Below are 25,503 nucleotides of genomic sequence, written 5' to 3' on the forward strand. Positions count from 1 at the left end.
GCCGCGGTCCGGACCGCGGCGTGACGGCACCCGTCCCCGTGCCGCGGTTCAGCGCACCGACAGCCCCCGGGCGTAGGCGGTCGGTGACGCTCCGATCGTCGTCGTGAAGTCCCTCACCAGATGGGCCTGGTCGCTGTAGCCCAGCTCGGCGGCGAGTGCGGACCAGTCGGGGGCGCCCGTGGTTTCGGCGCGTTCCAGGGCCTCGTGGATCCGATAGCGCAGGATCACCCACTTCGGACCGACGCCGACGTGGCCGGCGAACAGGCGCTGGAGCGAGCGGGCCGACAGGCCGCTCGCGGAGGCCAGCCGGGACACCTTGCGGACCGTCCGGTCCGAGCGGATGAGGTCGACCAGTTCCATGGCCCGGGCGGCTGCCGGATCGGCTGCCGGGCCGCGGGCCAGCAGGAAGGCGTCGAGCGCCGCCACGCGTGCGCGGTCGTCGTCGGGGGAGAGCACGGCGCTCAGGGAACACGGATCCCCGGCCGCGGGGAACGCCTCGGCCAGCGGTACCCGGCGGCCTGTCCAGGTCGACACCGGCCGCTCGGGGGCGAAGGGGCGGAAGCCGCCGGGACGGAACTGCACCCCGCAGACCCGGCCCGCTTCCGTCAACTCCTGGGTGAACAGCCCGAGCCCCACCCCCGACACCTCGGCCGAGGAGCGGGCAGCCGCGGGGGCGGCGAGCGGTCCGTACCGCTGGAAGACGACGTTCACCGAAGGGTGCGGAACCACCTGGCTCGCGTACGGCTCCGGCAGTTCCCAGTCGATCAGCCAGTAGTGCTCCAGGTAGGGCCGCAGCTCCGGCGCCGGCGCGTACCGGCGGAAGCGCACCCGGGAGAACAGCTCGGCGGGATCGACGATGCCCCGGGTGTCCCGGCGCGGGCGGGGCGCGGAGGCGGACATGGTCCGCATGCTAGGCCGCGCCTCGGACAGCTCCTCCCGGCCCGCGACGCCCGGCCCGCGACGCCCGGCCCGCGACGCCCGGCCCGCGACGCCCGGCCGGCACGCCCGCTGCCTCCTCGGAGCCGTCCGGGGCGCGGGTCCCCCGGCCGCCGCGGTCAGCGCAGGCGGTCCGCCGTCCCCGGGGCGAGCCGGGAGACGACCTGGCCGAAGGCGCGCTCCTCCGCCGGCGTCAGCTCCACCGATTCCTGCGGGTGCCAGACGCGCGCCAAGGGGGCGCTCGCCCGCTCGCGACGGGCGTGGGCGCGCAGGCTCCAGGTCAGCCACGTCACCGTCGAGACGGCGAGCAGCCCGAAGAGGGTGATCACACGGGGATCCGAGAACGGGCCTGGCACGGACATGGCTCACTCCAGGGCGCGAGGGCCACCCGTACCCGGCGCGCCCCGGCAGGTGGCGTGCGTGCACGGAGGCATCGAAGGTTCCTAGTGCTTCCTCCCGACTTGTTCAGTTAACACCACACTGGGGGGCTTTCGGCAGGGGGCGAAACGGGCGCGGAGGGCCGACCGGTCGGCCGCTGCTCCGGGAGGCCCTCTTGTGCGGGCCGGGGAACCGCTCCAGGGTGACGGGCGAGGGAGGTTCCGGCCGGGGAGGGAGCAGGCGGATGTCCGACACGCAGGCGTGGGGGTTCACGGACGACAGGGGTGTGGAGCTGGGGGCGGCCCGTGCGCCGCAACGGGTGGTGGCGTACGCGCGGGCCGGTGCGGCGCTGTTCGACCTGGGGGTGACCCCGATCGCGGTGTACGGCTCCGGACACGACGGTGCGGCGCTCGACCCGGCCAAGGCGGGCGGTCTCGGGGCGGCCGGGGTGCCGTACCTCGGGCCGGGCCGTGCCCTGGACGAAGCGGTGCTGGAGGAGTTGCGCCCGGAGGTCATCGTCGACGTGACCTACGACGGCAAGAGCCCCTATGCGCTCGACGAGGCGGTCGCCGGGCGGCTCGGGGTCCCGCTCGTGGTGCTCTCCGTCGGCAACGAACTCGCCCTGCCGGCGATCCTCGGCCGTTTCGCCGCCCTGGGCAGGAGTCTGGGCATCGAACCGGCGGGGTCCGTTCCGGACGCGGAGCTCGATGCCGCCGAGGCCGCCCTGAGGGGCGTCGCCGCCCGGTCGGGGCTCGCGGTGCTGGCGCTCTCCGGGGCGGGGCCCGAACAGGTGCACCTGGCCCGCCCGGAGGCCTGGCCGGAGCTGGCGCGCCTCGCCGGGCTCGGCGTCCGCCTGCTCGATCCCGGCCCGGGGCCCGGTGCCAACTGGCTCACCGCGGACCGGTCCGCGGCCACCGGACTCCGCCCCGACCTGGTCCTCTTCGACGCCCGGGAACACGCCACCCCGCCGTGCGGGTTCCCGGCCGGAGTGCGTCTCGTCCCGTGGAGCCCGGAGATCCCGCCCAGCGCCGCCGGGTACGCCCGCTTCTTCCGCTTGCTGGCGGATGCGCTGGCGGCTTAGGGGGATCCTGAACGCCTTGCCCCGACCGACCGACCGACCGACCGTCCGTCCGTCCGGTCGGCCTTGGGTACCCCGGCACGTGCCGATCGGGCCGGGCGGGTGCCGGCCGGGCGTGCCTTCCGGGCCCCCTGCGGGCCCCTAGGGGGTGCCGAGGGGGACGCGGAGGGAGTCGGCGAACTCCTCCGCGCGGGCGAGTTGGGTCCGCAGTTCGGCGACCCGCTCCGCGGCGGCCCGTTCGTAGCGGCGGATGCGGGCCACGAGCGCGGCCCGCTCGTCCGGTTCGAGCGCGGAATCGGTGCCCGGCCGGTCGGCGGAGAGCCGGTCCAGGGCCGTGAGGAGTTCGCGGGTCTCGTCGAGGGTGAAGCCCAGCGGCTTCATCCGGCGGACCACCATCAGCCGCGAGACGTCCGCGTCGGTGTAGAGGGGGAAACCGCCCGGCGACGCCGCGGACGGGACGACCAGGCCGCAGTCCTCGTACTGGCGGATGGTCCGCAGGGACAGTTCGGTCCGTGCGGCGACCTCGCCGATCTGCATGGGCCGGCCGGTCGTGCGTACTGCACTCACGCGTCTGGTCCTTCCTCGAGCGGGGGTTCCCGGGGCGTGCGGGCTCCCCTCGGGCGCGGCTTCCGCGCATTACATACCATTCGTCCTAACTTCATCACTTATGAGGGCGAGAAGCGTGGCGAAACGCCTGCTCACGGGTGGTCGGTTGGACGGCCCGGGAGCGCGGAGGCCTCACTGCCCGGCGATCCGCCCCGACGAACCGCCCCCGGCCCGGCGATCCGCCCCGGCAGGCGCTGCCGGGAAGTCCGCCGGCCCCGGCGGCCCCGCCCGATTCCCACGGTCCGGCGTGCGGGCGGTCGGTACGACGCCCTCCGGCCGGTGCTGGAGGTCCTCCCGCACCCCGCCTCCGTCCGCGCCGGCAGAGGCGCACGGGGGCGGGGGCGTCAGCGGTGCGCCGGGCGGGCGCTCACGGCCACACCAGGCAGTACGGCTGGTGTCCCGCCTCGTGGAGGCGGACCGAGAAGTCCTGCCACTCGTGGAGCAGCTGGTACACGTCGAAGGCATCGCGCGGGCCGCCGCGGTCCGGCACCGTCGACCAGATGAAGGCGGCGGCGCCGACCGATTCCTCACCGATGCCGCGCAGCGGATCGACCACGGTCATCGGCAGCTTCACCACCGCGTAGTCGGGGTGCAGCACCACGAGCTCCAGCGGCGGCACCTTGTGGAGCGGCATGCCCTGTATGCCGGTCAGGACCATGGCGGCTATGGTCTCCGGCTTGATCTTGGTGAACATGCCGCCCATGCCGAGCTCGTCCCCGCCGAGCTCTTCGGGGCGCATCGAGATCGGGACCTGGGCCGCCGTCGCACTGTTGGGCGCGCCGAAGTACTTGTACGTCACCCCCAAGCTCCGGCCTCCGGTCGCAGGGGCCGATTCCGCGGCGGGTTCGGTCGTCGGCCGGCGCTCGGGCGCGGGGGTCTCCTCCCCCCGCCGGCGCCGGTGCCTCCCCCGCCGGGCAGACTCCGGACCCAGGTCGCCCGTCCCCTCGCCCGGTCCGCCACCGCGATGCATATCTCCACCCGACTGCTTTTTCTCGGCAACACGAACTCGCCGCGCAACCCGATCATCGTGTCAGTGACCTCCCCCGCGTTCGTACGGTGAAACACCTGTCCGCAAGAACGCCGTGGCCTCTGACACCATGGATTCCGTGAGTCATCCCTATGACGCCCCAGTTTCGCAGACGCGGAGGGCGAACGCCCCGGCGTAATACAGAAGATGTCCACCACCGTCCCTCCGTTCCCGATGTCGTGCCCGAAGTCGTTCTCGCAGGTCAGGATCACAGTGCCGTATTCATACGAAGCCCCAGTCTCACAGACGCTTTTCGACCGCGCTTCCCTCGTGACGCCCGGCGGCGTGAACTCACCGGTGCGTGCCTTCCGGGCCGTGGGTGGAACGCCCCGGTTCATGGTGTCCGGTACCGGTCCGTACCTCACGGATGCGGACGGTCGTGAGTACGTCGACCTCGTTTGCTCGTGGGGACCGATGATCCTCGGCCACGCGCACCCCGAGGTCACCTCCGCCGTGCAGGCCGCGGTGGCCCGCGGGACCTCCTTCGGCACGCCCGGCGAGGGCGAGGTCGCGCTCGCCGAGGAGATCGTCGCGCGGATCGAGCCGGTCGAGCAGGTGCGCCTGGTGTCCTCCGGCACGGAGGCCACGATGTCCGCGATCCGGCTCGCCCGCGGCTTCACCGGGCGCGCCAAGGTCGTCAAGTTCGCGGGCTGCTACCACGGTCACGTGGACGCGCTGCTCGCCGCGGCCGGTTCCGGCGTCGCCACCTTCGGCCTCCCCGACACGCCCGGCGTGACGGGCGCCCAGGCCGGGGACACCATCGTGCTGCCGTACAACGACCTGGAGGCCGTGCAGGAGGCCTTCCACCGGTACCCGGGCGAGATCGCTTGTGTGATCACCGAGGCGTCCCCGGGCAACATGGGCGTCGTTCCGCCGCTGCCCGGCTTCAACCAGGGCCTGAAGGACGCCTGCGCGAAGAACGGCGCGCTCTACGTCTCCGACGAGGTGATGACCGGTTTCCGCACCTCGCGGGCCGGCTGGTACGGCGTCGACGGGGTGAAGCCCGATCTGATGACCTTCGGCAAGGTCATGGGCGGCGGCTTCCCGGCGGCTGCCTTCGGCGGGCGTGCGGACGTCATGGGTCACCTGGCACCGGCCGGGCCGGTCTACCAGGCGGGCACCCTCTCCGGCAATCCGATCGCGACCGCTGCCGGCCTCGCCCAGCTGCGGCTGCTCGACCAGGCCGCGTACGACACGGTGGACGCGGTCTCCACGGAGATCCAGGGGCTGGTCACGGAAGCGCTGACCAAGGAGGGCGTGGCGCACCGCCTGCAGACCGCCTCCAACATGTTCTCGGTGTTCTTCACCGCGACCGAGGTGCGGAACTACGAGGACGCGAAGAAGCAGGAGGCCTTCCGCTTCAACGCCTTCTTCCACTCGATGCTGGCCGACGGCGTGTACCTGCCGCCGTCCGCCTTCGAGTCCTGGTTCGTGTCGACCGCGCACGACGAGCGGGCGATCGAGCGGATCGCCGCCGCCCTGCCGGCCGCCGCCCGCGCTGCTGCGGAGGCTTCGGCATGAGCGACGCGACCGAGGCGCCGAAGGGCGACCAGGACATCACCGTCGTCCATCTGATGCGGCACGGCGAGGTCCACAACCCCGACGGGGTGCTGTACGGCCGGCGGCCCGGATACCACCTCTCCGAGCTCGGCCGGCAGATGGCGGACCGGGTCGCCGAGCACCTGGCCGACCGGGACGTCACGCACGTCGTCGCCTCTCCGCTGGAGCGGGCGCAGGAGACGGCGGCGCCGATCGCGAAGACCCACGGGCTGGACCTGGCCACTGACGGGCGGCTCATCGAGGCGGCGAACGTCTTCGAGGGCAAGACCTTCGGCGTCGGTGACGGGGCCCTGCGCAAGCCGGGCAACTGGAAGCACCTCACCAACCCGTTCCGGCCGTCCTGGGGCGAGCCGTACGTGGAGCAGGTCGTCCGCATGATGGGCGCGCTCGATGCGGCGAAGGACGCGGCACGGGGGCACGAGGCGGTCTGCGTCAGCCACCAGTTGCCGATCTGGATCGTGCGCAGCTTCGTGGAGAAGCGGCGGCTCTGGCACGACCCCCGGCGGCGGCAGTGCACGTTGGCCTCGCTGACCTCGTTCACCTACCGCGGCGACGAGATCGTCTCGGTCGGGTACAGCGAGCCGGCCCGGGACCTCGTCCCGGCGCACCTCCTCGCCGGTGCGAAGCCGGTCAAGGGGAAGTCCAAGGCCTTCGGGGCGTAACCCCTCCACGGGTGCGCGGCGCCTCTGGACGGGGTGGCGCCGAAGGGGCACAGTCAGGGCGATCGGATGGTGATGTCCATGCCATCCGATCGCCCTGAAATTTTTATGTGATTTTCAGGAACCTCCGTGTTCCTCCCGGCATCTCACTCATTGTCGGTTTGGATGACGTTTCGGTCATACGTCAGCGCGAATGGGGATGTCATGCGCGGGATCAACGGGATCAGTCGAAGGGGGCTTCTCGGGGCGGGCGTTGGGGCCGCTGCGGCCATGGGCCTCGCTGCGTGCAGCGGCAACGATCGGGACCAGCCGGGGCGTTCGGGGCCCGGCAAGGGGGGAGGCGCCTCGACCGACCCGAGCGCACCCGCCCCGACCAAGAACGACGCCCGACCCATCGGCGACGGTTCCACCGCCGACACCGGCAAGCAGCCGCACCAGCCCGACACCCCGATCCCGCTCGAACCCGGCCAGACCCCGCCCCAGTTCGTGATCTTCTCCTGGGACGGCGCCGGCGAGGTCGGCAACGGCCTCTTCCCCCGCTTCCTCGAACTCGCCAAGAACCACGACGCGGCGATGACCTTCTTCCTCTCCGGGATCTACCTCCTCCCCGAGTCGAAGAAGGACCTCTACCGTCCGCCGAACAACCGGGTCGGCGCCTCCGACATCGGCTACCTCACCGACGCGCACATCAGGGACACCCTGAAGTACGTCCGGCAGGCCTGGCTCGAAGGCCACGAGATCGGCACCCACTTCAACGGGCACTTCTGCGGCGGCTCCGGCTCCGTCGGCAACTGGACCCCGGCCCAGTGGCAGAGCGAGATCGACCAGGCGGTGAAGTTCGTCACCGAGTGGAAGACCAACAGCGGCTGGACCGACCTCGACCCGCTGCCCTTCGACTACTCCAAGGAACTCGTCGGCGGTCGCACCCCCTGCCTCCTCGGCCAGGACAACCTGCTCCCCACCGCCAAGCGCCTCGGCTGGCGCTACGACGCCAGCTCGCCCGGCGGGCGACAGACCTGGCCGGTGAAGCGCCGGGGCATCTGGGACCTGCCGCTGCAGGCCGTGCCCTTCCCCGGGCACTCCTTCGAGGTCCTCTCCATGGACTACAACATGCTCGCCAACCAGTCGAAGAACACCACCAAGGGCATGCCCTCGCGCTATCCGGGCTGGCGCCGACAGGCGACCGACGCCTACCTCGCCGGTTTCCGCCGCGCCTACGAGTCGAACCGCGCCCCCTTCTTCATCGGCAATCACTTCGAGCAGTGGAACGGCGGCATCTACATGGACGCCGTCGAAGAGGCGCTCAAGGAAATGGCCGGAAAGAAGGAGGTCCGGCTCGTCTCCTTCAAGCAGTTCGTGGATTGGCTCGACGTCCAGGACCCGCTGATCCTCGAAAAGCTGCGCACCCTGGGGGTGGGCCAGAAGCCGGACGGCGGATGGAACGCCTTCCTCAGGCCCGCCGCTCCGGGCGCCCCTTCCACCCCGACCGCTTAGCCGATCTTGACAAGGGGCTTTACGGGCACGTAGGGGGGTGCCCAAGATCCCCCAAACGCCCATGCGAAACTTTTCACATGAGCCCTAGCCGCGCCCCTCGACGCACCCTGATCGCCGTCGGAGTGCTGACCGCCGCCCTCGCGCTTTCGGCCTGCGGCGGCAACAACGGCACCTCCGGCGGTGGCGGCAGCACCAACTTCGTCACCAACACCGGCGGCATCTCCACCGCTCCCCAGGGCAAGCGCGCGGCCACCGGGAAGCTCGCCGGCGAAACCCTGGACGGCAAGCAGCTCGACGTCGCCGACCTCAAGGGCAAGGTCGTCGTCCTCAACGCCTGGGGCTCCTGGTGCAGCCCCTGCCGGGCCGAGGCCCCCCACTTCGCGAAGGTGGCCGAGGACCTCAAGGGCCAGGGCGTCGAGTTCGTCGGCATCAACACCCGCGACGCCAACAAGCAGCCCGCGATCGCCTTCGAAGAGGACTACGGCATCCCGTACCCGAGCCTCTACGACCCGCAGGGCAAGCTGATCCTCTTCGGCTTCCCCAAGGGCACCCTCAGCCTCCAGGGCATCCCCTCCACCGTCGTGCTGGACAAGGAGGGGAAGATCGCCGCCCGTTCCCTCATGGCGCTCAACGAGGAGAAGCTCCGGTCGATGATCGAGCCCCTCCTCAAGGAGAAGTGAGCCCGTGAACGAGACGGTCACCAGCGGTGCCCTGCTGCTCGCCGTACCCCTCGCGGTCCTCGGCGGCCTGGTCTCCTTCTTCTCGCCGTGCGTGCTCCCGCTCGTCCCCGGCTACCTCTCCTACGTGACCGGCGTCACCGGCACCGACCTCGCCGAGAGCCGTCGCGGCCGGATGACCGCCGGTGCCGTCCTCTTCGTGCTCGGCTTCAGTGCGGTGTTCGTCTCCGGCGGTGCGCTCTTCGGCTACTTCGGCTCGACCCTCCAGGAGTACCGCGGGACGCTCACCACCGTGCTGGGTGTGCTCATGGTCCTCATGGGCGTCTTCTTCCTCGGTCTGATGCCCTGGTTCACCCAGCGCGAGTTCCGCTTCCACAAGAAGCCCGCCGCCGGACTGATCGGCGCCCCGCTGCTCGGCGCGCTCTTCGGCATCGGCTGGACCCCCTGCATCGGCCCGACCCTCGCCTCGGTCAACGCGCTCGCCCTGGAGCAGGCCAGCGCCGGGCGCGGAGCGATACTCGCCCTCGCCTACTGCCTCGGCCTCGGCGTGCCCTTCGTGCTCGCCGCCATCGCCTTCCGCAAGGCGCTCGGTGCGTTCGGGTGGGTCAAGAAGCACTACGTGTGGGTCATGCGGATCGGCGGCGGCATGATGATCGTCACCGGTGTCCTGCTCCTCACGGGCGTGTGGGACAGCATGGTCTCCACGATGCAGAGCTGGTCCAGCGGTTTCACGGTGGGGATCTGAGTTCCATGAGCAAGACCGATACGACGGAGCAGCAGGAGAACCTCGGCGAGGCCGGGGCCCAGCTCTCCACCGCCCCCACCGAAGACCGCGGCGAGACCGTCCTCGGCGGCCCCACCCTCGGGGTGGTCGGCTGGATCCGCTGGTTCTGGCGGCAACTGACCTCCATGCGGGTCGCGCTGATCCTGCTCTTCCTGCTCTCCCTGGGCGCCGTCCCCGGCTCCCTCATCCCGCAGAACAGTGCGGACGAGCTGAAGGTGCAGGCCTTCAAGGAAGCCCACGAGACCCTCACCCCGCTGTACGAGAAGCTCCAGTTCTTCGACGTCTACAGCTCGGTGTGGTTCTCCGCGATCTACATCCTGCTGTTCGTCTCCCTCATCGGCTGCATCGTGCCGCGCAGCTGGCAGTTCGTCGGACAGCTCCGCAGCCGCCCGCCGGGCGCCCCGCGGCGGCTCGACCGGCTCCCCGCGTACGCCACCTGGCGCACCGGGGCGGAGCCCGAGCAGGTCCGGACCGCTGCGCTCGCCGTCCTCAAGGGCCGCCGCTTCCGCGCCCACCCGGCGGAGAACGCGGTCGCCGCCGAGAAGGGCTATCTGCGCGAGGCCGGGAACCTGGCCTTCCACGTCGCCCTGATCGTCATGCTGGTCGCCTTCGCCTGGGGCCAGCTCCTCAAGTCCGAGGGCGGCAAGCTGATCGTCGAGGGCGACGGCTTCTCCAACACGCTCACCCAGTACGACGACTTCAAGTCCGGCTCCTTGTTCGGCATCGACGAGCTGGAGCCCTTCAACTTCACGCTCGACTCCTTCACCGGCACCTATGAGAAGAGCGGACCTCAGCGCGGCACCCCGCGCACCTTCGAGGCGGCCGTCACCTACTCGCGGGGCGGTGCGGACGAGAAGGCGGTCATCCGGGTCAACGAGCCGCTCAAGGTGGGCGACTCCAAGGTCTATCTGATCGCCCACGGGTACGCGCCCGTGGTCACGGTCAAGGACGGCCGCGGCAAGACCGTGTTCCACGGTGCCGTGCCGCTGCTCCCGATCGACAACAACATCACGTCGACCGGCGCGATCAAGGTCATGGACGGCTACCGCGACAAGAACGGCAAGAAGGAGCAGCTGGGCTTCCAGGCCTTCTTCGTGCCGACCTTCGCCGGTGCCGGCAAGGGGACGATGTTCTCCCAGTTCCCCGCCCTCGACTTCCCGGTCATGGCGCTCACCGGCTTCCACGGCGACCTGCGCGTGAACTCCGGGCTGCCGCAGAACGTGTACCAGCTCGACAAGTCCAAGATGACCCAGTTCACGGACGCGTCCGGGAGCAAGCTCGCGCAGCGGCTGCTGCCCGGCGAGACCATGACGCTGCCCGACGGAGCCGGCTCGATCACCTTCGAGAAGGACGTCAAGGAGTGGGCGAGCTTCCAGATCTCGCAGCAGCCGGGCAACGGGCTCGCCCTCGCGGGCGCGATCGCCGCGATCGCCGGTCTGACCGGTTCGCTGTTCATCCAGCGGCGCCGGGTCTGGGTCCGGGCCGTGCGCGGTGAGGACGGCGTCACCGTCGTCGAGATGGCCGGGCTCGGCCGGAGCGAGTCCGCCAAGCTCCCCGAGGAGCTCGGCGACCTCGTGGTCGCGCTCACCGCGGAGGCGCCGCCCGCCCCGGCGACGCCGGAAGACGGCCGGGACACCGCTCCGGCCACCGCACCGGAACCCGCGGACGAATCCGCGGAAGACCCTGCCCCTTCTGGAGAGGCCGACAAGTGATCCTCGCCGCCACGACCAACGAGAGCCTGGCGCAGACGAGCGACCTGCTCATCTACTCCTCGATGGCCGTCTACACCCTGGCCTTCTTCGCCCACATCGCCGAGTGGGTGTTCGGCAGCCGCAGCAAGGTCGGCCGCACCGCCGCCGCCCTCACGCAGCAGGCGTCCGCCGCCCCGGCCGCTTCCGTGGCCGTGCAGGTCAAGCACGCCGGAGGAACGGCCGTCCTCGACAAGCCGAAGGTGGTCACGCGGACCGCGGCCGGCACCCGTGACGTGCCGGACGGTCCCGGCGCCGCCGGTGGCACGGCCCAGGGCGACCTCTACGGCCGCATCGCCGTCTCGCTCACCGTCCTCGCCTTCGCGATCGAGGCGGCCGGCGTGATCAGCCGGGCGCTCTCCGTGCAGCGGGCCCCCTGGGGCAACATGTACGAGTTCTCCACCACCTTCTCCACGGTGGCGGTCGGCGCGTACCTCGGCTTCCTGCTCGCCAAGAAGAACGTCCGGTGGATCGGCCTCCCCCTGGTCACCACCGTCCTGCTCGACCTCGGCATGGCCGTCACCTGGCTGAAGACCCCCAGTGACCAGCTCGTGCCGGCGCTCGACTCGTACTGGCTGTGGATCCACGTCTCCACCGCGATCTTCTGCGGCGCGGTCTTCTACCTGGGTGCGGTCGCCACCCTGCTGTACCTCTTCCGCGACTCGTACGAGAACAAGCTCGCGACCGGCGGCAACCCCGGCTCCTTCGCCCGCTCCGTCCTGGAGCGGCTGCCCGCCGCGGCCTCGCTCGACAAGTTCGCCTACCGGGTGAACGCGGCCGTCTTCCCGCTCTGGACCTTCACGATCATCGCCGGCGCGATCTGGGCCGGGGACGCCTGGGGCCGCTACTGGGGCTGGGACGCCAAGGAAGTCTGGTCCTTCATCACCTGGGTCGGCTACGCGGCGTACCTGCACGCGCGGGCGACGGCCGGCTGGAAGGGGCGGAAGGCCGCGTACATCGCGCTCATCGCCTTCGCCTGCTTCCTGTTCAACTACTACGGCGTCAACATCTTCGTGAACAGCAAGCACTCGTACGCGGGCGTCTGAGCTGGCAGCCGCCGTGCCCCGGGGTCACGCTGGAGACATGAGCGAGATACCCCGGGGCAACAGCCGGACCCGCGACGGAGACGTGCACCTCCTGCGGTTCGTGGTGGACCTGCCGCATCCACCGGCGGTGGTCTGGGCGGCGGTCGCCTCGCCCGAGGGGCTCCCGAGCTGGCTCTGCGAGGCCGATCCGCTGGAACCCCGGCTCGGCGGCCGGGTCACCCTCCGCCGGCTCGCCGCGTCCGACCGAGCGGTTCCGCTCCCCGGAGACACCGAGGTCTCGGGGCGGGTGACCGCCTGGGACCCCGATTACGTGGCCGAATACACGGTCGCCCCGGCGCAGGGCCGCATCCGGTTCCACCTGGAGCCGGGAACCGGGGCCGAGGCCGCCGCCGGTGGCGGGGCGACCGTGCTGCGCTTCACCAACGAGCTCCAGGGGTCGAAGGAGACCCGCCTGGACAACCTGGCCGGCTGGCACGAGCACTTCGAGCGGCTCGCCGCCGCGCTCGACGGGCACCCCACGGACTGGCGCGACTGGTCCTCCGCGCGGTGGCAGCACCTGAGGGACCTCTACGAGCGGGACGAAGCCGCCTGGCCCAAGTGGGAGCCGTAGGCGCCGGGCGCCGTCCCCGCCCGCTCCGCGCCCCGCAGGAGCGCCGCCCGGCGGTCACCCCTGCTTCGGCGGCAGGCAGGAGGCGCTCGGCGGCTCGCCCTCCGGCCAGGCGATCCGGACGAAGCGCTGGGTGCCGTCCTGGGCCAGTTCCACGATGGGGACGGCCTTGTTGTACGGGTTGCCGTAGTTGTCCAGACAGATCCACCCGCTGGCACCCTGCACCCGCAGCGAGCCCTTGACCTGGGGCCACTGGGTGACCACGTCCGCGAGCGCGGGGTACCGGGAGCCCCGCGGGGTGGCCTGGCGGATCGCGTGGACGGCCATCGCCATCGCGTCGTACGCGATGATCGCCTGCCCGTCCGCGAGCGGCACCGGCTCCTTCGACGTGCGCGCGAGGTCGTCCAGGAAGGTCGTGTAGGCGACCACGGAACCGCCCGTCGTGGGGACCTCCCGCCCCGGCGCGGGGCGCCAGGCGTCCGGATGGGCGAGCGCCGCGTACCGCACGGTCAGCCGGGCCTTCAGCGCCTTCCGGTCGAGCAGCTCGTCCGACCCCAGGTAGGACCCCTCGTCGCCGGTCAGGACGGTGAAGGAGCGGTCGATGCAGCCGCGGGCCCCGAGGGCGTTGATGAACTGGCGCAGCTGGGTGTGGCGGCCGGCGAAGAAGACGGTCTCGGCGCGGGTGTCGCAGATCAGGTGGGTGATCTGCTGGAAGGTGTTGGCGGTGGTGCCCTCCTCGGTGGGGTCGGCGGGCGAGGTGAAGAGCTGCGCCTCGTGGGGCGCCCCTTCGAGGGAGGCGGCGAAGGCGGCCTTGAGGGTGTCCGTGTAGTGGTCGCCGCTGCGGGTGTCCTGGACGAGGAGCGCCTTGGCGGGGTCCACCCTGCCGAACTTCGCGAGCGCCCTGGCCTCGTCGGTGTTGGTGGGGGAGACCCGGGCCAGGCCCGGGTAGCGGTTCCCCGTGGTCGGGCCGTTGGCGATGTCGTCGGCGGTGATCGTGGTGCCGACGACGGCGATGCCCGCCCCGGTGAGGGCGGTGACGGCCTTGCGGATCTCGGTGGAGGAGGTGCCGATGCCGGAGACGGCCCGCAGCCGGTCCGGAGCGCCGGTCATGGTCGCGAGCTGTCGGGTGGCGGTCTCCCAGTGGGCGTTGCCCTTGCCGCTGTTGGCGAGCACCAGGCGGATCTTCGGGGTTTCGCTGTTGGAGTCGTGGTTGGCCCGGTACTGGTGGGCGTGGGCGCCCTGGAGTTCGTGCAGCACCTTGACCCGGGTGCCGCCGTCGGCGGCGGTCAGCGGCAGGAGGACGGCGACGGTGGTGTACTCGCCGGGCTTGAGGGTGGCGTTCTCGCGGCCGATGGAGCCGGCGACCTCGGCGAAGTCGGGGACGCCGAAGTCATAGCCGTCGCCGTTCACGCCGATGCACTCGTCGGTGCCGGCGGGTCGTGCGACCCCGGTCGCGCAGGAACGGTCCTCCGGTTCGGTCAGCTCGGAGACCCCGTACCAGCCCAGACCCGCGACGAGGGCCGTCACGGCGATCCAGGTGAAGAGCTTCTGGCGGGGCGTCCAGTAGAGGTGGCGGCGCAGCCGTTCGAGCATGGCGTCAGACTCCGTCCTCGCTGCCCGGCGGAAGCGACGGCCTCCGCCAGGAGCGGATGTCGCGCGGCCAGTGGGTGGCCGCGTCCCACAGCGGACCGCTGCCCGTCAGATGACGGCCGGAGAGCCGGCGCAGCTCGTGCGCCAGCCGGTCGACCACCTCCTCCTCGGGCAGCGCCAGCGGATCGGTGAGCAGCCATACGGCGTGCAGCAGGCGCCGTACGGACAGGTGGAGCTCGGTGCCTTCGGTGTCGAGTCCGTCCGGCGGCGGTGCGCCCGGGTCCTGTCCGAGGGCGACCGCCCGGCGCGGATCGGGCCCGGCCCGGTGCCTCTCCCGCGGAGGGGGTGCCGCTGCGACGAACCGCAGCCGGCCGAGCCAACCGAGGACGTCGGGCTCGGGGAAGGTGTGGCGCAGATGGGTGACGGCGGGCTCGGTCCGCCCCAGGGCCAGGTCGTGATGGAGCCGGTACGGGCCGGGCTCGGGCCCGTAGTGACGGTGCAGGGTCTCGTGGACGGCTCGCCAGGCCGCGTAGCGCGGTGCGTCGTCGTCCTCGAAGCGCAGCCGGTGCAGCAGCAGGGTGCGCAGCAGGGGGTCCGCGACGAAGTGGTCCGGTCCCTCGGGCCAGTTCTCCTCCCGCAGCCGGTCGCGGACGCGCAGTGCGACGTCCCCGTCCAGCGACTCGCCCTGGAGGCGGGCGTGGGCGAGCATCCTGGCCGACTCCTCGTCGTGGGTGGCCGCGAGCACGGCGTACGGGCCCGGCCGGGGCACGGGCAGGAGCTCGGAGAGGAGGGCGTGCGCGACGGGCACCGGCGGGGAGTCCTCGCGCAGTTCCACCGTCAGGTCGAGGAGGGCGCCGGGGGTGAGCGCGGTGCGGGCCGCCTCCGGGGCCTCGCCGGCGGCCCGGGCGAGGAGCGCCACGCCGAGGGGACGGCCGTCGGCCAGCCGGTGGACGGCGCGGGCGAGTTCGGCGGGGGTGTGGCCGGCCGGGTCGTGGTGGTCGAAGACGGAGCGGGCCTGGGTGGCGGAGAGGGGGGTCAGTTCGACGGCGAGGATGCCGGATCCGATGTGCGTCCCGCGCGGGCAGGGCGCCCGGTGCGCCGTCTCCGGGAGCCGGGTGCGGGTGGCGTGCCGCATCGCCCGGTACACCGGGTCCCGGGAGCTGGCGAGGACCACGATCCGGTCGCGGTGCCCTTCGGCGCGGGCCCGCAGGATCGGTTCGACGAGCTGTCTGCCGAGCGGTTCGTGGGCGTTGTCGAGCAGGAGCAGGGGGCGGCCGATGCGGGCGCCGCGCTGGCGGAGGCCGGTGTAGGCGCGCAAGAGGTCCTCGGCGAGCGCGCCGACGAGGTGGGACTCGGCCTCCCGGCGGCGCTCGCCGCCCTGCTCGAAGTCGATCGCGAGTTGCTGGAGCCCGGCCTTGCCGCGTCCGCCCGCGTTGCGGTAACCGCCGTACCAGTTCTCGGAGGTGCGTTGGAAGCGGCCGAAGACCTCCTCCAGGACGGTCTCCACGGTGGCCTCGGCGAGCAGTCCGGCGAGCGGGGCGGTGGCCTCGGCGAAGGTGGCGGCGAGCTTGGTCAGGACCTTGCCGACCCAGTTGGCGGCGGCGCCCTTGGTCGCGTCGACGGTCGCCAGCAGCGGCCCGAGCCGCTGGAGGTCGCGCCGGGCCCGCTCGTCGTCCTCCCGGGACCAACCGAGCGAGGCGACGGCGACCAGCCCCAGCGACAGTCGGGGGAACCGCACGGCACGGACGACGGTGCCCTTCGGCGACAGCTGTACGGCGAGTTCGGCGAGCGCGCCGGTGACCGGGGTCCAGCCGGGGCCGTGGTCGGCGGGCGCCACGACGTCCGCGCAGTCGAGGAAGGCGAGGGGGGTGAACCCCCGGTAGCGGTTGCGGACTTCCTTGAGCAGGGCGGTCTTCCCCATGCCGCGCCCGCCGGTGAAGACGGTGACCGGAGGGTCGTCCCCGTGCTCGTAGGCGACGCGGGCCCCGCCCCGCCCGGTGAGTCCGATCAGTCGCGCGGCGAGTCCGCCGTCGTGCAGGACCGGCTCGCGACCGTACAGCTCCCTTTCCACGCGGAACCCCCCGATTCCCCCTGGATGCGCCCTGTCACATCGTCAAGTCCAGGATATATACCGGGGGTTGGTATGCATCAACCCTTCGACGGGGTGCCCGTGGGCGGGGGCCGGGGTCGGTTCCGTGGTTTTTGGGCCGGTCTTCGAAAGGCCCGACGGACGGGGACCGCCCAGGGGCGATCACACTCCTGCCGGCGGGATGACCGTCGTCGAGCCCTTGCCCTTGCGCGGGCAGTGGACTCGATCGTCCGAACCCGTCCGGGTGCGTCCGCCCGCCCCTCGTCGGCACCGGCACCGGCATGGGCACGTCGTCGCCGGCTTCGGCTGCCGGCAGGCCGACGGGGGACCGTCACCCGGTCGCGATGGCGTCGAGCTGGGCCCTCAGATACGCGTGGGACTCGATGCCGTGGATCGTGGTCCCCGGGGTGCACTCGTAGAAGTACACCAGCGACATCAGTTCCTCCGCGGGCGCATCGGCCGGCGGTGGTAGCACCCGATGACGCCCCGACCGCCATCGTCCCCCGGTCCATCCCGCCATCAGATCACCGATGTTGACGGTGAAGGCGGCCGGATCGTACGGGGCGTCCTGCCAGCCCCCGGCGTCGGTGAAGACCTGGAGTCCGCCCTTGCCGGCCTCCCGGTCGAGGACGGTGACCGTGCCGAAGTCCGTGTGCGGGCCGATCCGGAACTGGCCCGGCTCCGGAGTGCCCGTCCGCTCCCGCCCCGGGTACCAGTTGACGTTGAAGCCGAACGTGGGGTGCCCGGTGTGCCGGGTGAAGAAGTCCCGCTCCTCGCCGAGCGCCACCCCGAGCAGGTCGAGGACCCCGTCCGAGAGCTCCTTCATCTCGGCCAGGTACGCCGCCACCAGCGGTCTCAGCTCGGGCACCTCGACGGGCCAGGCGTTCGGCAGGAACCACTCGGAGTCCACCGCCGGGTCCCCGGTCGGCTCCTCCGCCGCGAAGGACAACGACTCCTTCAGGTCCGGTGGGGTCGCCGTGCCCTCCGCGTACCCGTTCGCCTCCGCACCCGGCCCGAGCCACCCCCGTCCGCCGACCCGCACCGCGTACCGCTCCTTGGCGGACGCCGGCAGGTGGAAGAACCGCCGCGCCACGGACCGGATCTCCGCCCGCAGCCCCGGGGCGACCCCGTGGCCGGTGACCAGCAGGAACCCGGCCTCGCGCAGGGCGCGGTCGACGGCGGGCAGTTGAGGGGCGGGATCCCTGCCCAGGTCGATGACCGGGAGGCTCGCTTCACTCATCCCCGATGTCCTCGTTCCACAGTTCCGGACGGGCCGTGACGAACGCGCGCATCAGGTCGATGCACTCGGGGTCGTCGAGCACCACGACCTCGACCCCGTGTTCCGCGAGCCAGTCGTGTCCGCCGTGGAAGGTCTCCGCCTCGCCGACGACCACCCGCGAGATCCCGAACTGTCGGACGAGACCGGAGCAGTACCAGCACGGCGAGAGGGTCGTCACCATCGTCGTCCCCCGGTACGAGCGCTGCCGGCCCGCCGCCCGGAAGGCCTCGGTCTCCGCGTGCGCCGAGGGGTCCCCGTCCTGCACGCGCCGGTTGTGCCCGCGTCCGAGCAGTGCTCCGTCCGCCCCGTACAGGGCGGCCCCGATCGGAATCCCACCCTCGTCGAGCCCGGCCCGCGCCTCGTCGACCGCGGTGCCGAGCCACCTCCGTGCCAGTTCCTGATCCATGGGGGGAACCTTCCCCGCAGGATCCGGACCGTCACACCCGGCGCCGTCCCTCTTCCGTGGGGAGGGGGTCGGCCACGAACGTGCCCCTGCCGTGCACGGTGAGGACCAGCCCCCGCTCGCGCAGGACCTGGGCCGCGCGCCGGACCGTCGGGCAGGCGACTCCGTGCTCCTCGGCGAGGTCCCGCCCGCGCTCCGCCCGTCGGGCGCGGTCCCCGTCCATCGGCCCTGCCGATCGGCACCATCGGCAGGACGCCCCACTGGGCCGTGGACCGGCTCGGGGCCCGTTCGTAGCGTCGGAGGCATGAGAAACGAGACCAGGGGAACCGTCGAACTGACCCTCGCCATGGTGCTCTCCGGCACCCTCGGCGTCTTCGTCGTCGAGTCGGGGGCGTCGCCCTTCGAGGTGGTGTTCTTCCGGTGCCTCTTCGGGGCCGTCGCGCTCGGGGCGTACGGCCTGGCGCGGGGGTTCTTCACCGGGCACGGGTTCACCCGGGGGAAGCTGGGGCTGGCCGCGCTCGGCGGGGTGTTCATCGTCTTCAACTGGGTCTTCCTCTTCGAGGCCTACCGGGCCGCCTCGATCTCCCTCGCCACCGTCGTCTACCACACGCAGCCGTTCTTCCTGGTGCTGCTCGGGGCGTTGTTCCTGCGGGAGCGGATCTCCGCGGGGAAGCTCGGCTGGCTGGTGCTCGCCTTCGCCGGGCTCGTCCTGGTCTCCGGCGTGCGGCCCGGGGACACCGCCACCCTCGCCGGGCTCGGGTGTGCGCTCGCCGCCGCCGTGCTCTACGCCCTCGCCACCTTCGTCACCAAGCGGATCACCGGAGTGCGCCCCCACCTGGTGGCCTTCGTGCAGGTGCTCGTGGGCATCCCGCTGCTGCTGCCGTTCGTCGACTTCGGCGCAGCCGCCGGGCTGGGGGGCGGGTGGTGGTGGCTCGTGGGCCTCGGCTTCCTGCACACCGGGGTGATGTACGTGCTGATGTACGCGGCCTACAACAAACTGCCCACCGCCAAGATCGCCGTGCTCGCCTTCGTCTACCCGGCCGTCGCCATGGGGGTCGACTGGGCGGTCTACGGGCACCACATCGGGCTCGTCCAGGCGCTCGGCGTCCCACTGATCGTCCTCGCCGGGCTGAAGGTCACCCGTGCTGCTCGGACACCAGGCGCCGGGCCTGCTCCACGAACAGCCGGACGTGCGGCGGAAGCCGCTTCCCCCGCCGCCACGCGAGCTGGGTGAAGAGGGTGAAGGGGGCTTCCCAGGGCAGTGGGAGCAGCGTTCCGGCCCGTAGTTCCTCCGCGACCGCCACCCGGGGGAGCAGCGCCACCCCGAGGCCCGCGGCGACGCCCCGCTTCGTCGCCTCGATCGTGCCGAACTCGATGAAGGGCGGTGCCCACTCGCGCAGCTCCGCCTCGAAGAGGTCGCGGTACGGGCAACCGGGCTCGGTGCCCACCAGCTGCGCCCCGGCCAGGTCGGCGCCGGTCAGCTCGGTGCGCCCCACCAGGGGGTGTCCCGGTCCGGCGACCAGGACCAGCGGTTCGGGTGCGAGGACCTCCGACTCCAGGCCCTCGTGCTCGGTGTCCGGTTCCATCAGGAAACCGACGTCGTAGGTCCCCCGGCGCAGCGCCCGTCGGGTCTCGTCGCCGAGGGTGGGCCGCAGCGCGAGCCGCACCTTCGGGTAGCGGTGGTGGAAGTACTCCAGGAGCGGCGGCAGCCGGTAGGAGGTGAGGGACTCCATCGTGCCGACGGCGATCGCCCCCGACGGTTCCTCGGCGCCGGTGACCGCGGTGCGGGCCTCCTCGGCCAGCTCGGCCATCCGGCGGGCGTAGGGCAGGAGCCGCTCCCCGGCCCCGGTGAGTCGGATGCGGCTGCCGAGGCGCTCGAAGAGCTCCACCCCGAGCGAGGACTCCAGGGCGCGGATCTGGCCGGTGACGCTGGACTGGGCGTATCCCAGCTCGGCGGCGGCCCGGGTGAAGGAGAGGACGTCGGCCACCTTCTCGAAGGTGGCCAGGAGCCGCAGCTCCATCAGGCCTCGGTGTCCTCGCCGCGTTCGCGCTTCTTCAGCTCCTCCTCGCGGCGGCGCAGGTCCGCCTCCCAGTCCTTGAGGAGCGACTCGTCCTTCTTGTTCTCCTCGCGGAGGGACTTCAGGAACTCCGGGTTGTCGTCCGGGGCCACCCACTCGTTCCGGTGGTTGCGGTGCCACTCGGAGGGCGTACGGCCGCCGGCGGGCGTGCGGCGCGTCTTGCCGGCGACGAACCAGACGATCGGGCCCACGATCCAGAACAGCAGGATGATGATGACCCAGACCACCTTGGGCAGGTGCTTGACCTCGTCCTCGGGGGTGTTGAGGCAGTCGATCAGCGTGTAGATGACCAGCGCCAGCGGCAGGATGAACATCAATGCCCTGAGCATGCGGGACGGCCCCCTGGGAGTGAGCGCGGGCCGTTCAGTGCGGCCCCGGTGACGGGTCCAGCGTAGCCGGTGACGGATACTGGCCCCTATGGCTTACGACGATCTCCGCTCGCTGCTCAGGGCCCTGGAACGCGAAGGCGACCTCAAGCGCATCAAGGCCGAAGTCGACCCGTACCTGGAGGTCGGGGAGATCGTCGACCGGGTGAACAAGGCGGGAGGCCCGGCGCTGCTCTTCGAGAACGTGAAGGGCTCCGCCATGCCGCTCGCGATGAACGTGTTCGGCACGGACCGTCGACTCCTCAAGGCGCTCGGCCTGAAGTCGTACGCAGAGATCAGCGAGAAGATCGGCGGGCTGCTCAAGCCGGAGCTGCCGCACGGTTTCGTCGGGGTCCGCGAGGCCTTCGGGAAGCTGGGCTCGATGGTCCACGTGCCGCCGAAGAAGGTGAAGCCGGAGAACGCCCCCGTCCAGGAGGTGGTGCTCACCGGCGACGAGGTCGACCTGGACGCGCTGCCGGCGCTCTTCACCTGGCCGAAGGACGGCGGCTCCTTCTTCAACCTGGGGCTGACCCACACCAAGCACCCGGAGACCGGTGTGCGGAACCTGGGCCTGTACCGGCTCCAGCGGCACGACAAGCACACCATCGGCATGCACTGGCAGATCCACAAGGACAGCCGTAACCACTACGCGGTGGCGGCGGAGCGGGGCGAGCGGCTGCCGGTCGCGATCGCCTTCGGGTGCCCGCCGGCCGTCACGTACGCCTCGACGGCGCCGCTGCCCGGTGACATCGACGAGTACCTCTTCGCCGGCTTCGTGCAGGGCAAGCGGATCGAGATGGTCGACTGCAAGACCGTGCCGCTCCAGGTCCCCGCCCAGGCCGAGGTGGTGGTCGAGGGCTGGCTGGAGCCGGGCGAGATGCTGCCGGAGGGGCCCTTCGGCGACCACACCGGCTTCTACACCCCGCAGGAGCCGTTCCCGGCGCTGAAGATCGACTGCGTCACGATGCGGAAGCGCCCGCTGCTCCAGTCGATCGTGGTCGGTCGGCCGCCGACCGAGGACGGGCCGTTGGGGCGGGCGACGGAACGCTTCTTCCTGCCCCTGCTGAAGATCATCGTGCCGGACATCGTCGACTACCACCTGCCCGAGTCCGGCGGCTTCCACAACTGCGCGATCGTCTCGATCGACAAGAAGTACCCGAAGCACGCGCAGAAGGTCATGCACGCCATCTGGGGTGCGCACATGATGTCGCTGACCAAGCTGATCGTCGTGGTCGACAAGGACTGCGACGTCCACGACCTGCACGAGGTGTCCTGGCGGGCCCTCGGGAACACCGACTACTCCCGTGACCTCACCGTCGTCGAGGGGCCGGTGGACCATCTGGACCACGCCTCGTACCAGCAGTTCTGGGGCGGCAAGGCGGGCATCGACGCGACGAAGAAGCTGCCCGAGGAGGGCTACACCCGCGACGGCGGCTGGCCGGACATGGTGGAGTCCGACCCGGCGACGGCGGCCCTGGTGGACCGCCGCTGGAAGGAGTACGGGCTGTGACCACGGCCGCGGTGCCCGGCGCCCAGCCGGGACGGACGAAGGCCTTCCTGCGCCTGGTGATGATCGAGCACTCGGTCTTCGCCCTGCCCTTCGCGTACATCGCCTCGCTCACCGCGATGTACCGGACGGACCGGAACATCCACTGGTGGACGCTGTTCCTGGTGACCGTGTGCATGGTGGGGCTGCGGACCTTCGCCATGGCGTGCAACCGGATCATCGACCGCGAGATCGACGCCCGCAATCCGCGCACCGCGAACCGGGAACTGGTGACGGGCGCGGTGTCGGTGCGGTCGGCGTGGACCGGTGCCGGGGTGGCCGTGGCGGTCTTCCTGGGTGCCGCGGCGCTGCTCAACCCGCTCTGCCTGGCGCTCGCGCCGCTCGCCGTCATCCCGATGGTCGTCTACCCGTACGGCAAGCGGTTCACCAACTTCCCGCACGCGATCCTGGGCCTCGCCCAGTCGATCGGGCCCATCGGCGCCTGGCTCGCGGTGACCGGGGAATGGTCCTGGGACGCCGTGGTCCTGGGGCTCGCGGTGGGCGTCTGGATCGGTGGCTTCGACCTCATCTTCGCCTGCCAGGACGTGCAGGCGGACCGCGCCCAGGGCGTCATGTCGGTCCCGGCCCGCTTCGGCGTGCCGGCCGCGCTGTGGGGCGCCCGGGCCTCGGCGGTCGTGACGACGGGGCTGCTCGTCTGGTACGCCCTGCTGACGGACGCCGGCCTCTTCTTCTGGGTCGGCCTGGTGATCGTGGCGGTCGCCTTCTGCTACGAGCACACCATCGTGAAGCCGCACGACCTGTCCCGCCTGAACAGGGCGTTCTTCACGACGAACGGTTTCATCGGGATCAGCCTGTTCGTGTGCGCGCTGCTCGACCTGCTGGTCCGAGGACTCACTCCGTAGGACTGGCGGATAGGGTCGACGGCATGAACGACGGCAAGCGCACCCCCTGGATCGTGGGCGTATCGGGGGCCTCGGGCACGCCGTACGCCGCCGCCGTGCTGAGGGGCCTGCTCGCCGCGGGGGAGAGCGTCGACCTCGTCGTGTCGCGGGCCTCGCGGCTGACGCTGCTCGACGAGACGGGCCTTTCCTTCCGGGACGCGCACTGGCGCGAGGACCTCACGACCTGGCTGGCGCGGGGGGCGGACGGGAAGCCGGACGCCTTCGACGTCTCCGGCGCCCTGGACGACGTGCGGTACTGGGCGGCCGGGGACCTGGCCGCGGGGCCGTCCTCCGGCTCGTACCCGGCGAAGGGGATGTTGGTGGTGCCGGCCTCGACCGCGGCGGTGGCGGGAGTGGCACTGGGGCTCTCGAAGGACCTGCTGCAGCGGGTCGCGAGCGTGACCCTGAAGGAACGCCGTCCGCTGGTGGTCGCGGTGCGGGAGACGCCGCTGAACGGGCAGACGCTCAAGCACATGGTGGCGCTGGACGAGGCGGGCGCCGTGGTGCTGCCCGCCTCTCCTGCGTTCTACGCGGGGGCGACGCACATCCAGGATCTGGTGGACTTCGTCGCCGGGCGGGTGCTGGACGCGGCGGGAGTGCCGCACCAGCTGTACCGCCGGTGGGAAGGAGAGCTGGGTGCGGCTCTCCCCGCTGGTTAGCGCTTCTTGGCGCGCTTCTTCGGGGCGCGCTTCGAGGCTGCGGTCGGCTGGTGGGCACGCGAGCGGCTGGCCAGGTCCTGCAGCTCGCGCATGCGTGCGTAGGCCATCTCGATCGTGTACACGGTGAACACCACTCCTGAAAGATCGTCTTTGATCAGCTGAAAGATTCACAGGGCTTCGACCCCTGTGTACCTTAGATTCTATACCTAAACTCGCGGTACCGCTGGACAATGGAAGGTTTTTCCCTATGGACGCCGTGGACAGGCAGCTCATCCAGGCTCTGCGCGAGAACGGCCGTGCCTCGTACGCCGAGCTCGGCCGGCTCGTCGGGCTCTCCGGCCCCTCCGTCACCGACCGCATCAACCGCCTGGAGGCCGCCGGGGTCATCACCGGGTACCGCGCGACCGTCGACGCCGCCTCGCTCGGCCTCGGCGTCACCGCCCTCATCGGCATCTCCCTCTCCGACGCCGCCGACCACGAGGACGTGGCCCGCCGTCTGAAGGACCTGGCCGAGATCGAGGACTGCTGGTTCATCGCCGGCGACGACTCCTTCATGCTCAAGGTGCGCGCGAGCGACGTCGACGGCCTGGAGAAGACGATCCGCCGGCTCTCCGGCACCAAGGGCGTCTCCCGGACCCGCACCACGATCGTGCTCTCCACGAAGTGGGAGAACCGGGTCGGCGAGCTGCCCGAGGAGGAGTGACCCGGAGCGGCGACGGTGGTGCCCTCCGCCGGGAGGGCGGGGAGTACGGTGGGTGGAGCCTGATTTCGGAAACATGGGAGGCGGCCGGATGGACGCGGGGCTCAAGCGGGAGCTGGAGCAGAAGGTGCTCGCCGGTGAGCGGCTGAGCCGTGAGGACGGCATCGCCCTCTACGACTCCGACGACCTCGCCTGGCTCGGTGGGCTGGCCCACGAGGTCCGGACCCGCAAGAACGGCGACGTGGTCCACTTCAACGTCAACCGGCACCTGAACATGACCAACGTCTGCACCGCCTCCTGCGCCTACTGCTCCTTCCAGCGCAAGCCGGGCGAGAAGGACGCGTACACCATGCGCATCGAGGAGGCCGTGCGCCTCGCGAAGGCGATGGAGAACGAGAACCTCACCGAGCTCCACATCGTCAACGGGCTCCACCCCAACCTGCCCTGGCGCTACTACCCGCGCTCGCTCTCCGAGCTGAAGAAGGCGCTGCCGAACGTCTCCCTCAAGGCGTTCACGGCCACCGAGATCCACCACTTCGAGACGATCTCCGGCCTCTCCGCCTCCGAGATCCTCGACGAGCTGATCGAGGCCGGCCTGGAGTCCCTGACCGGCGGCGGCGCCGAGATCTTCGACTGGGAGGTCCGGCAGCACATCGTGGACCACCGCACCCATTGGGAGGACTGGTCCCGGATCCACCGTCTGGCCCACGAGAAGGGGCTCAAGACCCCCTCGACCATGCTGTACGGGCACATCGAGGAGCCCCGCCACCGGGTGGACCACGTGCTGCGGCTGCGCGAGCTCCAGGACGAGACCGGCGGTTTCCAGGTCTTCATCCCGCTGCGCTACCAGCACGACTTCGTGGACATGCAGGACGGCAAGATCCGCAACAGGCTCCAGGCGCGGACCACGATGGCGACGGGTGCCGAGGCCCTGAAGACCTTCGCGGTCTCCCGGCTGCTCTTCGACAACGTGCCGCACGTCAAGGTCTTCTGGGTCATGCACGGCGTCCAGACCGCGCAGCTCGCGCTCCAGCACGGTGCCGACGACATGGACGGCTCGGTGGTCGAGTACAAGATCACCCACGATGCCGACAACTACGGCACGCCGAACAAGCTGAGCCGCGACGACCTGCTCGAACTGATCCGGGACGCGGGCTTCCGTCCGGTCGAGCGGAACACCCGGTACGAGGTCATCCGCGAGTACCCGGGTCCGGACGCGGGACTGCGGGAGTCGCCGCAGCCGATGCGGGTCTGAGACGGACCGTCCCGAAGGGCCGGCGGGGGCGCACCCC

27 protein-coding genes are annotated in these 25,503 nt (G+C 71.4%); 15 read left to right on the top strand and 12 right to left on the bottom strand.

Annotated features, from left to right (window positions below):
• Positions 1–48: 48 nt before the first annotated feature.
• Positions 49–900, bottom strand: coding sequence for a DUF6597 domain-containing transcriptional factor (locus ACFW2Y_RS11600; RefSeq protein ID WP_384876672.1), 852 nt, complete (start codon positions 898–900; stop codon positions 49–51).
• Between the two features lie 155 nt (positions 901–1,055).
• Positions 1,056–1,298 (bottom strand): hypothetical protein, encoded by a 243-nt coding sequence (locus tag ACFW2Y_RS11605; RefSeq protein WP_384876674.1) that lies wholly within the window; start codon positions 1,296–1,298, stop codon positions 1,056–1,058.
• A 260-nt stretch (positions 1,299–1,558) separates the two neighbouring features.
• Here ACFW2Y_RS11605 and ACFW2Y_RS11610 point away from each other — a divergent pair, with 260 nt between their 5' ends.
• A complete protein-coding gene (locus ACFW2Y_RS11610; RefSeq protein WP_384876676.1) occupies positions 1,559–2,395 on the top strand; it encodes an ABC transporter substrate-binding protein in 837 nt (278 codons plus the stop codon).
• A 138-nt stretch (positions 2,396–2,533) separates the two neighbouring features.
• On the opposite strand, the gene ACFW2Y_RS11615 is transcribed toward ACFW2Y_RS11610, so the two are convergent.
• Positions 2,534–2,929 carry a MerR family transcriptional regulator gene (locus ACFW2Y_RS11615; protein ID WP_384876718.1) on the bottom strand — a complete coding sequence of 132 codons (396 nt, stop codon included), beginning with the start codon at positions 2,927–2,929 and terminating at the stop codon, positions 2,534–2,536.
• 436 nt (positions 2,930–3,365) lie between these two features.
• Positions 3,366–3,968 carry a hypothetical protein gene (locus tag ACFW2Y_RS11620; RefSeq protein ID WP_384876678.1) on the bottom strand — a complete coding sequence of 201 codons (603 nt, stop codon included), beginning with the start codon at positions 3,966–3,968 and terminating at the stop codon, positions 3,366–3,368.
• 231 nt (positions 3,969–4,199) lie between these two features.
• Here ACFW2Y_RS11620 and hemL point away from each other — a divergent pair, with 231 nt between their 5' ends.
• From hemL to ACFW2Y_RS11660, 8 genes are all read left to right on the top strand, one after another.
• Positions 4,200–5,546 carry a glutamate-1-semialdehyde 2,1-aminomutase gene (gene hemL, locus ACFW2Y_RS11625; RefSeq protein ID WP_384876720.1) on the top strand — a complete coding sequence of 449 codons (1,347 nt, stop codon included), beginning with the start codon at positions 4,200–4,202 and terminating at the stop codon, positions 5,544–5,546.
• Positions 5,543–6,247, top strand: coding sequence for a histidine phosphatase family protein (locus tag ACFW2Y_RS11630; protein ID WP_384876680.1), 705 nt, complete (start codon positions 5,543–5,545; stop codon positions 6,245–6,247). The genes hemL and ACFW2Y_RS11630 overlap by 4 nt, the downstream gene beginning before the upstream one ends.
• 210 nt (positions 6,248–6,457) lie before the next feature.
• Positions 6,458–7,738: a hypothetical protein gene (locus ACFW2Y_RS11635; protein WP_384876722.1), complete on the top strand. Its 1,281-nt coding sequence runs from the start codon at positions 6,458–6,460 to the stop codon at positions 7,736–7,738.
• Between the two features lie 77 nt (positions 7,739–7,815).
• Positions 7,816–8,418 (top strand): TlpA family protein disulfide reductase, encoded by a 603-nt coding sequence (locus ACFW2Y_RS11640; RefSeq protein WP_384876682.1) that lies wholly within the window; start codon positions 7,816–7,818, stop codon positions 8,416–8,418.
• Positions 8,419–8,422: 4 nt separating this feature from the next.
• Positions 8,423–9,160, top strand: a complete 738-nt coding sequence (locus tag ACFW2Y_RS11645) for a cytochrome c biogenesis CcdA family protein (RefSeq protein ID WP_384876683.1) — start codon at positions 8,423–8,425, stop codon at positions 9,158–9,160.
• Between the two features lie 5 nt (positions 9,161–9,165).
• The gene (locus ACFW2Y_RS11650) at positions 9,166–10,911 is read left to right on the top strand and encodes a cytochrome c biogenesis protein ResB (protein WP_384876685.1); all 1,746 of its coding nucleotides are present in this window, start codon (positions 9,166–9,168) and stop codon (positions 10,909–10,911) included.
• On the top strand, positions 10,908–11,993 hold the full coding sequence (gene ccsB / locus ACFW2Y_RS11655; protein ID WP_384876687.1) for a c-type cytochrome biogenesis protein CcsB: 1,086 nt from the start codon (positions 10,908–10,910) through the stop codon (positions 11,991–11,993). Before ACFW2Y_RS11650 ends, ccsB begins: the two co-directional genes overlap by 4 nt.
• Before the next feature lie 37 nt (positions 11,994–12,030).
• Positions 12,031–12,603: an SRPBCC domain-containing protein gene (locus ACFW2Y_RS11660; RefSeq protein WP_384876689.1), complete on the top strand. Its 573-nt coding sequence runs from the start codon at positions 12,031–12,033 to the stop codon at positions 12,601–12,603.
• A gap of 54 nt (positions 12,604–12,657) precedes the next feature.
• Here the strand turns inward: ACFW2Y_RS11660 and ACFW2Y_RS11665 are convergent, their stop codons facing one another.
• From ACFW2Y_RS11665 to ACFW2Y_RS11685, 5 genes are all read right to left on the bottom strand, one after another.
• Positions 12,658–14,193, bottom strand: a complete 1,536-nt coding sequence (locus tag ACFW2Y_RS11665) for an ABC transporter substrate-binding protein (RefSeq protein ID WP_384876691.1) — start codon at positions 14,191–14,193, stop codon at positions 12,658–12,660.
• A 4-nt stretch (positions 14,194–14,197) separates the two neighbouring features.
• On the bottom strand, positions 14,198–16,261 hold the full coding sequence (locus tag ACFW2Y_RS11670; protein WP_384876693.1) for a hypothetical protein: 2,064 nt from the start codon (positions 16,259–16,261) through the stop codon (positions 14,198–14,200).
• 349 nt (positions 16,262–16,610) lie between these two features.
• On the bottom strand, positions 16,611–17,519 hold the full coding sequence (locus tag ACFW2Y_RS11675) for an isopenicillin N synthase family dioxygenase (RefSeq protein ID WP_384876694.1): 909 nt from the start codon (positions 17,517–17,519) through the stop codon (positions 16,611–16,613).
• Positions 17,512–17,964, bottom strand: a complete 453-nt coding sequence (locus ACFW2Y_RS11680) for a nucleoside deaminase (RefSeq protein WP_384876696.1) — start codon at positions 17,962–17,964, stop codon at positions 17,512–17,514. Before ACFW2Y_RS11680 ends, ACFW2Y_RS11675 begins: the two co-directional genes overlap by 8 nt.
• A gap of 31 nt (positions 17,965–17,995) precedes the next feature.
• Positions 17,996–18,184, bottom strand: a complete 189-nt coding sequence (locus tag ACFW2Y_RS11685) for a GntR family transcriptional regulator (protein ID WP_384876698.1) — start codon at positions 18,182–18,184, stop codon at positions 17,996–17,998.
• 81 nt (positions 18,185–18,265) lie between these two features.
• Between ACFW2Y_RS11685 and ACFW2Y_RS11690 the strand changes: the two genes are divergently transcribed.
• On the top strand, positions 18,266–19,195 hold the full coding sequence (locus tag ACFW2Y_RS11690; RefSeq protein ID WP_384876700.1) for a DMT family transporter: 930 nt from the start codon (positions 18,266–18,268) through the stop codon (positions 19,193–19,195).
• Here the strand turns inward: ACFW2Y_RS11690 and ACFW2Y_RS11695 are convergent.
• The gene (locus ACFW2Y_RS11695; protein ID WP_384876702.1) at positions 19,098–19,982 is read right to left on the bottom strand and encodes a LysR family transcriptional regulator; all 885 of its coding nucleotides are present in this window, start codon (positions 19,980–19,982) and stop codon (positions 19,098–19,100) included. The two genes, ACFW2Y_RS11690 and ACFW2Y_RS11695, sit on opposite strands and share 98 nt — an antisense overlap.
• Positions 19,982–20,368, bottom strand: a complete 387-nt coding sequence (locus ACFW2Y_RS11700) for a PLD nuclease N-terminal domain-containing protein (RefSeq protein ID WP_384876704.1) — start codon at positions 20,366–20,368, stop codon at positions 19,982–19,984. The genes ACFW2Y_RS11695 and ACFW2Y_RS11700 overlap by 1 nt, the downstream gene beginning before the upstream one ends.
• Before the next feature lie 88 nt (positions 20,369–20,456).
• On the opposite strand from ACFW2Y_RS11700, the gene ACFW2Y_RS11705 reads away from it, so the two are divergent.
• The 3 genes from ACFW2Y_RS11705 to ACFW2Y_RS11715 are packed head-to-tail and all read left to right on the top strand — an operon-like array spanning position 20,457 to position 23,511.
• The gene (locus tag ACFW2Y_RS11705) at positions 20,457–21,914 is read left to right on the top strand and encodes a menaquinone biosynthesis decarboxylase (protein ID WP_384876706.1); all 1,458 of its coding nucleotides are present in this window, start codon (positions 20,457–20,459) and stop codon (positions 21,912–21,914) included.
• The gene (mqnP, locus tag ACFW2Y_RS11710; protein WP_384876708.1) at positions 21,911–22,813 is read left to right on the top strand and encodes a menaquinone biosynthesis prenyltransferase MqnP; all 903 of its coding nucleotides are present in this window, start codon (positions 21,911–21,913) and stop codon (positions 22,811–22,813) included. Before ACFW2Y_RS11705 ends, mqnP begins: the two co-directional genes overlap by 4 nt.
• Positions 22,814–22,836: 23 nt before the next feature.
• Positions 22,837–23,511, top strand: coding sequence for a UbiX family flavin prenyltransferase (locus ACFW2Y_RS11715; protein WP_384876710.1), 675 nt, complete (start codon positions 22,837–22,839; stop codon positions 23,509–23,511).
• Here ACFW2Y_RS11715 and ACFW2Y_RS11720 read toward each other — a convergent pair.
• Positions 23,508–23,645 (bottom strand): hypothetical protein, encoded by a 138-nt coding sequence (locus tag ACFW2Y_RS11720; protein WP_384876712.1) that lies wholly within the window; start codon positions 23,643–23,645, stop codon positions 23,508–23,510. The genes ACFW2Y_RS11715 and ACFW2Y_RS11720 overlap by 4 nt on opposite strands.
• A 113-nt stretch (positions 23,646–23,758) precedes the next feature.
• Between ACFW2Y_RS11720 and ACFW2Y_RS11725 the strand changes: the two genes are divergently transcribed.
• Together ACFW2Y_RS11725 and mqnE are read left to right on the top strand one after the other, a co-directional pair.
• Positions 23,759–24,214: an Lrp/AsnC family transcriptional regulator gene (locus ACFW2Y_RS11725; protein ID WP_384876714.1), complete on the top strand. Its 456-nt coding sequence runs from the start codon at positions 23,759–23,761 to the stop codon at positions 24,212–24,214.
• Positions 24,215–24,302: 88 nt separating this feature from the next.
• A complete protein-coding gene (mqnE, locus tag ACFW2Y_RS11730; RefSeq protein WP_384876724.1) occupies positions 24,303–25,466 on the top strand; it encodes an aminofutalosine synthase MqnE in 1,164 nt (387 codons plus the stop codon).
• The last annotated feature ends 37 nt before the right edge of the window (positions 25,467–25,503 follow it).

It is taken from the genome of Streptomyces sp. NPDC058877, from assembly GCF_042742855.1.
Classification (GTDB): Bacteria; Actinomycetota; Actinomycetes; order Streptomycetales; family Streptomycetaceae; genus Streptomyces.

What these genes read in the sequence shown, in the direction of transcription:
- ACFW2Y_RS11700 (WP_384876704.1), bottom strand. Translation starts at nt 20,368, where the DNA reads ATGCTCAGGGCATTGATGTTCATCCTGCCGCTGGCGCTGGTCATCTAC.
- ACFW2Y_RS11610 (WP_384876676.1), top strand. Translation starts at nt 1,559, where the DNA reads ATGTCCGACACGCAGGCGTGGGGGTTCACGGACGACAGGGGTGTGGAG.
- ACFW2Y_RS11665 (WP_384876691.1), bottom strand. Translation starts at nt 14,193, where the DNA reads ATGCTCGAACGGCTGCGCCGCCACCTCTACTGGACGCCCCGCCAGAAG.
- hemL (WP_384876720.1), top strand. Translation starts at nt 4,200, where the DNA reads ATGTCGTGCCCGAAGTCGTTCTCGCAGGTCAGGATCACAGTGCCGTAT.
- ACFW2Y_RS11705 (WP_384876706.1), top strand. Translation starts at nt 20,457, where the DNA reads ATGGCTTACGACGATCTCCGCTCGCTGCTCAGGGCCCTGGAACGCGAA.
- ACFW2Y_RS11680 (WP_384876696.1), bottom strand. Translation starts at nt 17,964, where the DNA reads ATGGATCAGGAACTGGCACGGAGGTGGCTCGGCACCGCGGTCGACGAG.
- ACFW2Y_RS11675 (WP_384876694.1), bottom strand. Translation starts at nt 17,519, where the DNA reads ATGAGTGAAGCGAGCCTCCCGGTCATCGACCTGGGCAGGGATCCCGCC.
- ACFW2Y_RS11660 (WP_384876689.1), top strand. Translation starts at nt 12,031, where the DNA reads ATGAGCGAGATACCCCGGGGCAACAGCCGGACCCGCGACGGAGACGTG.
- ACFW2Y_RS11615 (WP_384876718.1), bottom strand. Translation starts at nt 2,929, where the DNA reads ATGCAGATCGGCGAGGTCGCCGCACGGACCGAACTGTCCCTGCGGACC.
- ACFW2Y_RS11685 (WP_384876698.1), bottom strand. Translation starts at nt 18,184, where the DNA reads ATGGACGGGGACCGCGCCCGACGGGCGGAGCGCGGGCGGGACCTCGCC.
- ACFW2Y_RS11640 (WP_384876682.1), top strand. Translation starts at nt 7,816, where the DNA reads ATGAGCCCTAGCCGCGCCCCTCGACGCACCCTGATCGCCGTCGGAGTG.
- ACFW2Y_RS11695 (WP_384876702.1), bottom strand. Translation starts at nt 19,982, where the DNA reads ATGGAGCTGCGGCTCCTGGCCACCTTCGAGAAGGTGGCCGACGTCCTC.
- ACFW2Y_RS11600 (WP_384876672.1), bottom strand. Translation starts at nt 900, where the DNA reads ATGTCCGCCTCCGCGCCCCGCCCGCGCCGGGACACCCGGGGCATCGTC.
- ACFW2Y_RS11620 (WP_384876678.1), bottom strand. Translation starts at nt 3,968, where the DNA reads ATGCATCGCGGTGGCGGACCGGGCGAGGGGACGGGCGACCTGGGTCCG.
- ACFW2Y_RS11725 (WP_384876714.1), top strand. Translation starts at nt 23,759, where the DNA reads ATGGACGCCGTGGACAGGCAGCTCATCCAGGCTCTGCGCGAGAACGGC.
- ACFW2Y_RS11650 (WP_384876685.1), top strand. Translation starts at nt 9,166, where the DNA reads ATGAGCAAGACCGATACGACGGAGCAGCAGGAGAACCTCGGCGAGGCC.
- ACFW2Y_RS11630 (WP_384876680.1), top strand. Translation starts at nt 5,543, where the DNA reads ATGAGCGACGCGACCGAGGCGCCGAAGGGCGACCAGGACATCACCGTC.
- ACFW2Y_RS11715 (WP_384876710.1), top strand. Translation starts at nt 22,837, where the DNA reads ATGAACGACGGCAAGCGCACCCCCTGGATCGTGGGCGTATCGGGGGCC.
- mqnE (WP_384876724.1), top strand. Translation starts at nt 24,303, where the DNA reads ATGGACGCGGGGCTCAAGCGGGAGCTGGAGCAGAAGGTGCTCGCCGGT.
- ACFW2Y_RS11605 (WP_384876674.1), bottom strand. Translation starts at nt 1,298, where the DNA reads ATGTCCGTGCCAGGCCCGTTCTCGGATCCCCGTGTGATCACCCTCTTC.
- ACFW2Y_RS11690 (WP_384876700.1), top strand. Translation starts at nt 18,266, where the DNA reads ATGAGAAACGAGACCAGGGGAACCGTCGAACTGACCCTCGCCATGGTG.